The 9947-nt window shown below is 70.5% G+C and carries 9 protein-coding genes; 3 read left to right on the forward strand and 6 right to left on the reverse strand.

Annotated features, from left to right (window positions below):
- Positions 1-236 precede the first annotated feature (236 nt).
- The gene (locus K2F54_RS07770; protein WP_220605291.1) at positions 237-494 is read left to right on the forward strand and encodes a hypothetical protein; all 258 of its coding nucleotides are present in this window, start codon (positions 237-239) and stop codon (positions 492-494) included.
- A gap of 22 nt (positions 495-516) precedes the next feature.
- Here K2F54_RS07770 and K2F54_RS07775 read toward each other — a convergent pair whose 3' ends face one another.
- The 6 genes from K2F54_RS07775 to K2F54_RS07800 form a co-directional block, all read right to left on the reverse strand.
- Positions 517-903, reverse strand: a complete 387-nt coding sequence (locus tag K2F54_RS07775; protein ID WP_220605292.1) for an Rv3654c family TadE-like protein — start codon at positions 901-903, stop codon at positions 517-519.
- 26 nt (positions 904-929) lie between these two features.
- Positions 930-1349 carry a TadE family type IV pilus minor pilin gene (locus tag K2F54_RS07780; protein ID WP_220605293.1) on the reverse strand — a complete coding sequence of 140 codons (420 nt, stop codon included), beginning with the start codon at positions 1347-1349 and terminating at the stop codon, positions 930-932.
- Positions 1330-1773, reverse strand: a complete 444-nt coding sequence (locus K2F54_RS19690) for a DUF4244 domain-containing protein (protein WP_255576830.1) — start codon at positions 1771-1773, stop codon at positions 1330-1332. The genes K2F54_RS07780 and K2F54_RS19690 overlap by 20 nt, the downstream gene beginning before the upstream one ends.
- Positions 1774-2187: 414 nt before the next feature.
- A complete protein-coding gene (locus K2F54_RS07790; protein WP_220605294.1) occupies positions 2188-2955 on the reverse strand; it encodes a hypothetical protein in 768 nt (255 codons plus the stop codon).
- A 280-nt stretch (positions 2956-3235) separates the two neighbouring features.
- Positions 3236-4216 (reverse strand): TadA family conjugal transfer-associated ATPase, encoded by a 981-nt coding sequence (locus tag K2F54_RS07795; protein WP_308287571.1) that lies wholly within the window; start codon positions 4214-4216, stop codon positions 3236-3238.
- A gap of 419 nt (positions 4217-4635) precedes the next feature.
- Positions 4636-5490, reverse strand: a complete 855-nt coding sequence (locus K2F54_RS07800; protein ID WP_220605296.1) for a DUF4190 domain-containing protein — start codon at positions 5488-5490, stop codon at positions 4636-4638.
- An 851-nt stretch (positions 5491-6341) separates the two neighbouring features.
- Here K2F54_RS07800 and acs point away from each other — a divergent pair.
- Together acs and K2F54_RS07810 are read left to right on the forward strand one after the other, a co-directional pair.
- The gene (gene acs / locus K2F54_RS07805; protein WP_220605297.1) at positions 6342-8303 is read left to right on the forward strand and encodes an acetate--CoA ligase; all 1962 of its coding nucleotides are present in this window, start codon (positions 6342-6344) and stop codon (positions 8301-8303) included.
- 105 nt (positions 8304-8408) lie between these two features.
- The gene (locus K2F54_RS07810) at positions 8409-9749 is read left to right on the forward strand and encodes an acyltransferase family protein (protein ID WP_220605298.1); all 1341 of its coding nucleotides are present in this window, start codon (positions 8409-8411) and stop codon (positions 9747-9749) included.
- Positions 9750-9947 lie beyond the last annotated feature (198 nt).

The raw sequence follows: 9947 nt of genomic DNA on the forward strand, positions 1-9947 counted from the left end.
CGCGTGACTGTGCCCCCGATTGCTTCCACGGTAGTCCCCGTTCGGGGTGTCGCAAGACGTGGCCGGTGGGGAAACGCGGTGGTGGGTGAGTTGGTGGCGAGTTGGCGGCGAGTTGCTGGGTGGGCAGGTGGGCGGGCTGGATTGGCGTGCTGCACAGTTGGTCAGTTCGGGCGCCGCGGGCTGGCGGGTTTGTTTTTGGGGGTTGCCTCGTTTCCGCGCAGTCGCACAATAGAGGTATGGGTACACCAGCGCAGGGCACGTACACCGCGAAACTCACGGACGGCCCGCTAGAAGGCAAAACAGTCACCACCGAGTTCCTCGCATCCGGTGATCCACGACCTCGGATCGAGATCCCGGCCGAGAAGGGCAAGCGCTACCTCTACACCCGTGGCGCCGGGCTCGAATTCGACTCGTCCGAGCATCCGGACCAGCCGTCGGCCGTGGACTACCGCTACCTCGAGGCGCTCTTCGACGCTCCGTCGGCGAGTAGCTAGCGATTCTTCTGCCGGCGTTCGGTTAGGGTGCCGGGCCCGCTCGCGCCCGGGATCCGATCGTGATGATCCCCACGGAGTGGGCCACCGAGACCGTCGCGATCAGGTCGTCGACCGTGCAGCTGCTCAGCCGAACCCCGTTCACCTCGGCCGCTCGGGTGGCTGCTTCGCAGGGCACGCCGGGCAGAAGGCCGGAGGCGGTGTCGGCCGCGGCGAGCGCCGCAGCATCCGCTGCGCCCTGCACGGCCTGATTGGTCGGGAGTAGGGCCAGGACCGGCACGAGCACCGCGGTGACGGCGAAGAGGGCGCCCAGTACCGCCAGCACGAGGATCGAGCCGGAGCCCTGCTCGGAGTTGCGGTGTGAGCAGCAGAATCCGCGCCGGGTGTTCGGCTGCCGGGTGAGGCGCCGCATGAGACGGAGCGGCACTGGGTGGCCGCTCACGGGGTGGCGCCCGCCACGTCGGTGGCCAGGGCGCAGGACCGGGCGCCGAGGGTGAGGCCCGCGGCGGCGAACGGGGCGAAGGCGCTGGGGCCGCTCAGCCGGGCGCAGACGAAGTCGCCCTGCCGCTCCTGGGCCAGGGCGGTGCCCGGCCCCACCGCGGCCAGCACTCCGCCCGCCGGGCCCGCGCCGTCACCGCGGGCGAGCAGGCGGGCAACGTCGGCCGCGGCATCCGTCATGCGCACCTGCTGACCCACCACCTGCACCGCGCCCAGGCAGCAGGCCAGCACCACCAGCACGGCGGGAAGCGCGGCGGCGAACTCGGCGGTGATGCTGCCGCGCTCGCGGGCGAGGGTTGGCCTGATTGCTCGTGGCGCGTGGCCGTCGCCCGCCGCGCGCTCAGCCGACGGTGAGGGCACTGCGCACCAGCTCGGTGAGGATGCCGCGCACTTCGTCCCCGCGAAGGATGACGATGAGCAGGCCCGCAAAACCGACCGCGGCCATCGTGGCGACGATGTACTCGGCGGTGGCGGCGCCGCGGTCCTCCCGCATTCTGCGCAGGGCCCGCAGGGTGTTGAACTGCACCGTGCGGGTGCGGATGATTCCCGGCCGCACCCCGGTGCCGTGGGTGGGCGCGGGTCGGGCCGGAGCCGCGGCGTCGTGCGCTTCTACGTCGCGGATGTCGGGGTCGGTGAGCGGGGCGGTGGTGACGGAAGTGACGGTGGTGACGGAACCGGCGGCGGAGCCTGCCTGTGGGATCGAGTCGGGCTCGGTGGGTTTGGTGCGCTCGGTGCGCGAACCTGGGTTGGTGGGGGCGATGGACGGGCTGCTGACGGTGGACATGTGGATCTCCTTTCGCGTACAAGACGCGGATGCGGTCGGCGCGAGTACGTCCACCCTGCCGCCGGGCTGGTCGCCGGTTAGGGGGCCGCGGGTATCGGTGTGCAGTCGCCGGGCGGTGCGCGCTGTGGAGGAGGGAGCGGCTCAACGGGTGGTCGAGGGTGCTTCACGGGCGGGTGACCGCGGCGGGCGCGTGGTGAGCCCGGGCGAGGTGGCCCCCGAGCAGCCGGGCCCGTGGGGCCAGTCGCTGCGCCTCTTCTCGGTCACCGCGCCCGCTATAGCGGGCGCGGTCGCCCACAGGAGGTGCGGGGAAGACTCAGCTGCCCGGAGTCAGGCACCGGGCGGGTGAACTACGAGCGAACGGAGTCGACCGGGCTGCCTCGGGGGTGGCTGTGGGCGCCGCCCCGGTCGTGGCCGTCAGAACGTGCTGAGGGTGGAGGCGAGCACGCTGAGCAGCAGCGGCGCCACCCCGACGAGCATGAACGCGGGCAGCACGCAGACGCCGAGGGGCAGCATCAGAGTGACGGCGAGGGTCTCCGCGCGCTGGCGCCCGCCGGTGCGGGCGTCGCGGCGCAGTTGCTCGGCCTCGCTGCGGAGCAGTTCGGCCGCGGGCACGCCGGCCCGGGCGGAGAGGGCGAGAACCCGGTCGATGACGGCATCCGTGGCGGTGTTGTGGGTGCCGGGAGGGCGCAGGCCGAAGCGTTCGGCGCTCTGTCTGGCGGTGCGGCGGGCGCCGTCGAGGGAACCGCCGCCGGTCATGCCGATGGCGGTGAGGTCGAGTTCGAGGCCAGGGGCTGGGCCGCCGGCCTGGGCGTTGCGCACCAGGCGGCGGTTCCAGCGTGCGGCCGCGAGCATCAGCACGGAGCCGGCGGCGAGGCAGACCAGGCCCGGGCCGGTGAGGAACAGGGTGCGCACGGTGTCGAACCCCATCAGGCTGCCGAACAGCAGCGCGACCAGGGGCAGCACCATCACCAGCCGGGCGGTGGCCCGCGGGCCGGTGAGGGCCACGGTGAGATCGCGGTGCAGTTGGCCGAGCTCCCGGAACGCGGCGGCCAGGTCGCGCAGGCATCCGGAGAGTGGGGCGCCGGCGCGGGTGGCGACATCCCAGGCGGCGGCGAGCGCGCGCCAGGCGTCACCGAGCTGGTCGGGCAGACCGGCGGTGGCCTCGGCGATGGCGTCGGCCACGTTGTCGCCGCCCTGGCAGCCTGGCCGGCGGCGGTGAGGATGCGCAGCTGCGCGCGCTCGGTCTCGGCCGCGGCCCTGGCGCGGCGGGACAGCGGCGGGGCGGGGCGGTCGACCAGGTCCTTGTCGCCGGCGTCATCGGCGCGCCCCGACCCGTCGGCGCGGTCGGCAGGAAGGAGGTAGTCCCAGGCCGAGACCGGCGACACCCCGGCAGCGAGAAGCACCGCCAGGCGTTCGGCCACCCGGGCCACCTCCTCGATCGGCGGAACCGCTGCGGGGCGGCTCATGCGGGCACCGTGCTGAGCCGGTCGGCCTCATCGAGCACAAACCGGCCCACCTGGGCGAGTCGACGGGCGCCATCGCGGCGTTCGAGGTGCAGCACGAGGTTGATGGCGCTCACGGTTTGCCGGGCCACGGCGGTGGCGCTCATGCCGGCGAGCGCGCCGACGGCTTCCAGCCGCGCCGGAACATCCGTGAGCGAGTTGGCGTGCAGGGTGCCGGCGCCGCCGTCGTGCCCGGTGTTCAGCGCGGCCAGCAGTTCGCGGATCTCGACACCCCGGCACTCGCCGAGCACCAGCCGGTCCGGCCGCATCCGCAGGGCCTCGCGCAGCAGGCTGTCCAGGCCGATCCGGCCGGCGCCCTCGAGGTTCGCCTGCCGGGACTCCAGCGCCACCACGTGCGGGTGGTCGATGCGCAGCTCGGCGACGTCCTCGATCACCACGATGCGCTCGGCCGGCGGCGCCTCACCGAGCAGGGCGGCCAGCAGGGTGGTCTTTCCGCTGCCGGCCGCGCCCGTCACCAGCAGATTCTCCCGGCCGTGCACCGCGGCGCGCAGCCGGGCGACCTGGTCGGCGGCCGCGGCACCCGAACCGAACAGGCCGCCAGCGCAGAGATCGTCCAGGCTCAGCCGCCGCACCCGCGGCAGCCGAATGGAGAGCAGCGTGCCCGTGCTCGACACCGGCGGCAACACCGCGTGCACCCGGATGCCGTCGGCCAGGCGCACATCCACACACGGGCTGGCCTCATCGATATGCCGACCGCCGAGCGCGATCAGCCGCACGGCCAGGTCACGGATGCCCGTCTCGTCGTCGTGCCAGTCGGCCGCGCGCTCCAGCCCCGCACCGGCATCGACCCAGAGGCCGGCCTCACCGTTGACGAACAGGTCGGTGACGGCGGCGTCGTGGGCGAACCGGGCGAGTGGACCGAGGGCGGAGAGGTCGGTTCGCGGGGCGGGCGAGTCGGGCGGGGCGGGTGAATCGGGCACGGTGTTCGATGTGGTTCGGCCGGATTGCCTGGTCGAACCGGGTGGCGGGGTTCGGCCGGGACCTGCCGTCGAGTCCGCCGTCTCAAGTGAGCCAGCGGGGTCGGGCGTGCCCCGGGGATCGAGCGGGTCACCCCTCTCGATCGACCGAAGGTGCCGGGTATGGGCGTGTCGGGGTGCACCCCTGGGCGTCGAGCTCTCCCCCGGGCCGGATGCGGCGGGGCGCGGCAGATAGGAGGGAACGGCGACGAAGGGCTCGGGCATGCGAGCACGCTAGCCGCGGGCTGGCCGGCCCGGGCGGGTGGCGGGCGGACCTGTGGGCGGGCGGCGCGCATCCGTGCTGTGGAGGAGTGCTGAGTCGGTGCAAGGCAAAAAAAAAGCGACCCCGGCCCGAAGGCCGAGGTCGCAGGTTGAGAAAGGAGTTACGGAGTCACGAACTGGTCGTCGGCGAGCATGCCGGGCGTCACGCGGATGACCACCTCTTCGCCATCGGGGATGACGAATGCGGCCGAGCCCGTGGCCGATGCGCCAGTGAAGAGCTCGTCGAGACCCATGCTGTCGTTCAGGGAAACGAACGTGTCGTAGCTGTTGAGCACATTGCCGGAGGCCGTCACCAGGTCAATACCAACCATGGCGGCGTAGGTAGATTCCTCGCCGCTGTAGGTCACGGTGTAATTGACGATGCCGTAGTGCGAACCTGCCGGTGCGGCCTCATTGAACTGATTGGCCTCAGCGACCGCGGCGTTGCCGTCGGCGTTGAAGCCGTTGACCACGACGGTCCAGTCGTCGCTGCTGATCGTCGAGCCGATTGCTGCGGGGTTCTCCCGGGTGCCGACGTCGCCGGCCGGTTCCTCGGCGGCAGCGTCGTCTGCGGGTGCCTCCTCGGCGGCTTCCTCGCCGGCCTCGATGACGACACTCTCGTCGCTGAAGGCGTCATTGAAGGTGGTGGCGACGACCGCGAAGAAGACCACGGCGGCAACGATCGTTCCGACGATCGAGATGATCAGCCCGGCGATGCCCAAACCCTTGCCGCTTCCCTTGACGAACAGCGACACGATCGCGAGGATGAACGCCACGGGCAGCAGCACCCAACCCACAATCAGTACGCCGGGGATACAGGCGAAGATGAAGCCCAGCACCGAGACGATCAGGGCCGCGAGTGCGAGCTTCTTGCGCGGCGGCTTGGTAGCCGTGGCCGGCTGATCGGTGTGGGTCTGGGTGGGGGGTTCGTAGGCAGGCGGAAGTGTCGACCCCGCCCCCGGCTCTGGATATGTCATGTCTGAGTCTGGCATCTGACGTTCCGGAGCATCACTCCCCTTCAGGGGGGGGCGGGGCTGTGGCTACCTACCGACGGGCGGACCCGATGGGCGGTATCGCTGGGCGCGGCTGGGTTACGCACCCATTGGGCCCCGGCCGCGTCTCGCCCGGTTCGCTGCACCTCCTGTCGGTGGATGCACCCGCTAGAGCGGGCGCATCCAGCCATACGAGGCGCAGCGAGCACCGGGGCGACGGATGCGCGGTGCGCGGGCCCGACGAGCGCCAGCGCCGGCGCCGCAGAGACGCAGCCGCATCCGCGATCCGGCGCCGTAGACAACTGTTGCCCGGACGGACTTCTGCGCCCGGCGTGCGGGGCGCAAGTGTCCGGCCGGGCAACAGTTCTGCCTGGAGGGGGCCGATACAGCGATGATGCGGTACAGCTGGTCACGCAGGGTGCCTGGTTCACGCGGGGGGCGTCAGAGCCGGGCGGGGAAAGCGCGAGCGCGTCGTTGAGAGGCGCGAATCGTGCTGTTAAAAGAAGGGGGGCGGCACCTATTGGGGGGAACAGGTGCCGCCTCGGCAGTGCGTTGATTGGGGGGAACCGAACGCACTACAGGTCAAAACTTTCGTTCAGACATTGATAAGCATACTTGGGAAAATCGAATGCGCAAGTCCTCTGGGTCCCCCTAAATGAGGACACGGAAAGAATTGCTTGTGAGAGGCCATTTCGCGAAAATATCCGGACCAGAAAATTGCCGGTTATTCCGCTGCGGCACAACCCCGATTCGCGCACCCTCGCCGTGTAGGGTTCAGGGATGAGGCCGCCAGCGGCACCTCGACACCGCCTGTAATCGCAAAGGAGCGACAGACCATGAGCGTGCAAATCGATCATCTTCTCCACGAGTCCCGCCGATTCCCGCCCTCGCCGGAGTTCGCCGCCGCATCCGTGGCCACCGAGGCCCTCTACGAACAAGCGGCCGCAGATCGCCTTGGTTTCTGGGCAGAGCAATCCCGCGAACTGTTGCACTGGCACAAACCGTTCACCCGCACCCTGGACTGGACGAACCCGCCGTTCGCGAAATGGTTCGACGACGGTGAACTCAACGTGGCCTACAACTGCCTCGACCGGCACGTGCTCGCCGGCAACGGCGACCGCATCGCCCTGCACTGGGAGGGCGAGCCTGGCGATTCCCGTGCAATCAGCTACGCCGAGCTCACCGAGGAGGTCAAGCGGGCCGCGAATGTGCTGCTGAAGCTCGGCGTGCAGGCCGGCGACCGGGTGGCCATCTACCTGCCGATGATTCCGGAGGCCGTGGTGGCGATGCTCGCCGTGGCCCGCATCGGCGCCGTGCACTCGGTGATCTTCGGCGGGTTCAGCGCCGAGAGCCTGCGTTCCCGCATCGACGACGCCGAGGCCGTCGTGGTCATCACCTCCGACGGTGGCTACCGCAAGGGCCGCGCCACGCCGCTCAAGCCGGCGGTGGATGCGGCACTGGCCAGCGGCGACTCCTCCGTGCGCACCGTGCTCGTGGTCAACCGCACCGGCGGCGACGTGGAGTGGAACGAGCGCGACAAGTGGTGGCACGAGGAACTCGCCGCGGTCGCCGCCGAGCACGAGGCGCAGGCCTTCCCGGCCGAGAACCCCCTCTTCATCCTCTACACCTCCGGCACCACCGGGAAGCCGAAGGGGATTCTGCACACCAGCGGCGGCTACCTCACCCAGGTCGCGTTCACGCACAAGTACGTCTTCGACCTCAAGCCGGAGAAGGACGTCTTCTGGTGCACCGCCGATGTGGGCTGGATCACCGGGCACAGCTACGTGGTCTACGGGCCGCTGGCCAACGGTGCCACCCAGGTGCTCTACGAGGGCACCCCAGACACCCCGCACCCCGGCCGGTGGTGGGAGATCATCGAGAAGTACAAGGTGAGCATCCTGTACACGGCGCCCACCGCCATCCGTACGTTCATGAAGATCGGCCGGCAGGAACCGCAGAAATTCGACCTGACCAGCCTGCGTCTGCTCGGCTCCGTGGGTGAGCCGATCAACCCCGAGGCGTGGATGTGGTACCGCGAAGTGATCGGCAACCAGCTCACCCCGGTGGTGGACACCTGGTGGCAGACCGAGACCGGCGCGATCATGATCAGCGCGCTGCCCGGCCTCACCGTGGCCAAGCCGGGGGCGGCGCAGGTCGCGATTCCCGGCATCTCGTTGGATGTGATCGGCGAGGACGGCGAGCATGTGGGGCACGGCAACGGTGGCCTGCTCGTGGCGACCGAACCGTGGCCGTCGATGCTGCGCGGCATCTGGGGCGACCCGGAGCGCTTCGTCGAGACCTACTGGGACAAGTTCAAGGATGCGCCGAACGGCCCGCTGTACTTCGCCGGCGACGGCGCCCGCCTCGACCACGACGGCGACATCTGGCTGCTCGGCCGCGTCGACGACGTGATGAACGTGTCGGGGCACCGGCTGTCGACGGCGGAGATCGAGTCGTCGCTGGTGGCGCACCCGATGGTCGCCGAGTCCGCGGTGGTGGGCGCACACGATGAAACCACCGGGCAGGCCGTGGTCGCGTTCGTGATCATCAAGTTCAGCCAGACGGATGCGGCGTCGCACGCCGATATCAGCGCCGTGCTGCGTGCACACGTGACGCTGCAGATCGGGGCGATCGCTCGGCCGCGGGAGATCCACATCGTGAACGAGCTGCCCAAGACCCGCTCGGGCAAGATCATGCGGCGGCTGCTGCGGGATGTGGCGGAGGGCCGCGAGATCGGCGACACCACCACCCTCGCCGACACATCGATCATGCAGATCATCTCGGAGAGCATGCGATAGAACGGGAGGCGTCGGGCGCCGCTGCGCCCGGCGCCGCACCCGGCGGGCGCACGCCACCGAGTCGCTCGGAGGAAACGTTCACGAAGGGGACTTACGGTAGGCCGAATGTCACCCGATGCGCCCCGGACCCGGCTGGTTGCCCTCGACGCCCTGCGTGGCGTCGCGGCCGTGGTCGTGCTGGTGCACCACATCTCGATGACCTCCCCGGCGATCTCCGCCGCCTACAACTCCAGCGCCGACGTGGCCGTGTTCTCCCCCGCCTGGTGGGTGACCCTGTCGCCGCTGAAGATCCTCTTCGCCGGCCCCGAGTTCGTGCTGGTGTTCTTCGTGCTCAGCGGGTTCGTGCTCGTGCTCACCCCGCTGCGCCGCTGGCCCTGGACCCAACGCCCCGCCCGGCACCCCAGGCCGAGCACGCCCAGCACCGCCGCGGCCGAGCCCGCAGACTCCCCCGCGCCGGCCGAGCAGACAACCGACGCGGCTGCCCGCGCGCCCGCGCCCGCCGCCGCCGAGCACACCACCCCGGAGGCGGCACCGACCGCACCGCACGCGTACGACTGGATGGCGTATTACCCGCGCCGGATCATCCGTTTGGCGGTGCCCGTGATCGTGTCGGTGGGGCTGGCCGCCGCGTGGATTCTGCTGGTGCCGCGTACCGGCGACGGCGGCGCGTGGATGGCGAAGCAGGGCAGCCCCGATCTCGGTATCGGCAACCTGCTGCGGGAGGCGAGCATTCTGGGCTACACCGGCCGGCCCGACGTGAACCCGCCGCTGTGGTCGCTGGCCTGGGAGATGTGGTTCTCGCTGCTGCTGCCGGTGGGCGTGATCTTCGCCGTCGCCACCCGGCGGTGGACGCTCGCCTGGGTGGCGCTGCTGCTCGCCACCTCCACCGGTGGCTACCTGATCGGCAGCGAACCGCTGATGTACCTGCCCGCGTTCGGCCTCGGCGCCCTGCTCGCCGCCAACCACGACACCCTGCAGGCCCGGGCGGCCCGGCTATCGCGCCGCCGCGGCGGCACCCTGGTGTGGGCGCTCATCGCCGCGCTCGGTCCGCTGCTGCTGATCACCTACTGGCTGATGCGGCCGATCCTCACCGAACCGTGGAACGAGCTGACCCTGGCCCTGCGGGTGCCCGGCGCGGCTCTGATCGTGGCGACCGTGGCACTGTGGCCGCCGGTGCAACGGATGCTCAGCGGCCGCCTTCTGGCCTGGCTCGGGGCGATCAGCTTCAGCCTGTACCTCGTGCACTTCCCGATCGTGGTCACGTTCGGCCAGGTCTTCGGGCCAGAGCACTGGTGGTGGGGCGCACTGGTGTCGGTGGTGCTGAGCGTGCTGCTGGCGCAGCTGATGTACCGCTGGGTGGAGTTGCCGGCCCAGAAGCTGGCCGCGCGGGCCGGGGCCGCGTTCTCGGCCGGGCATCCGCACCCCACAAGCGCGCCGCGTGGGTGAACCAGGTTCGAGGGGCTTTCGCGGCGACCCTCACACGCGAAAGGACGCTTGCGGCCCATAAACCAGACCGCAACGGGCCTCAAGTGTCCTCTCGCGAAATCCCCCACACGCGAGAAGACAGTTGCGGCCCATAAACCAGACCGCAACGGGCCTCAAGTGTCCTCTCGCGAAATCCCCCACACGCGAGAAGACAGTTGC

Source organism: Cryobacterium inferilacus, from assembly GCF_019599185.1.
Classification (GTDB): Bacteria; Actinomycetota; Actinomycetes; order Actinomycetales; family Microbacteriaceae; genus Cryobacterium; species Cryobacterium inferilacus.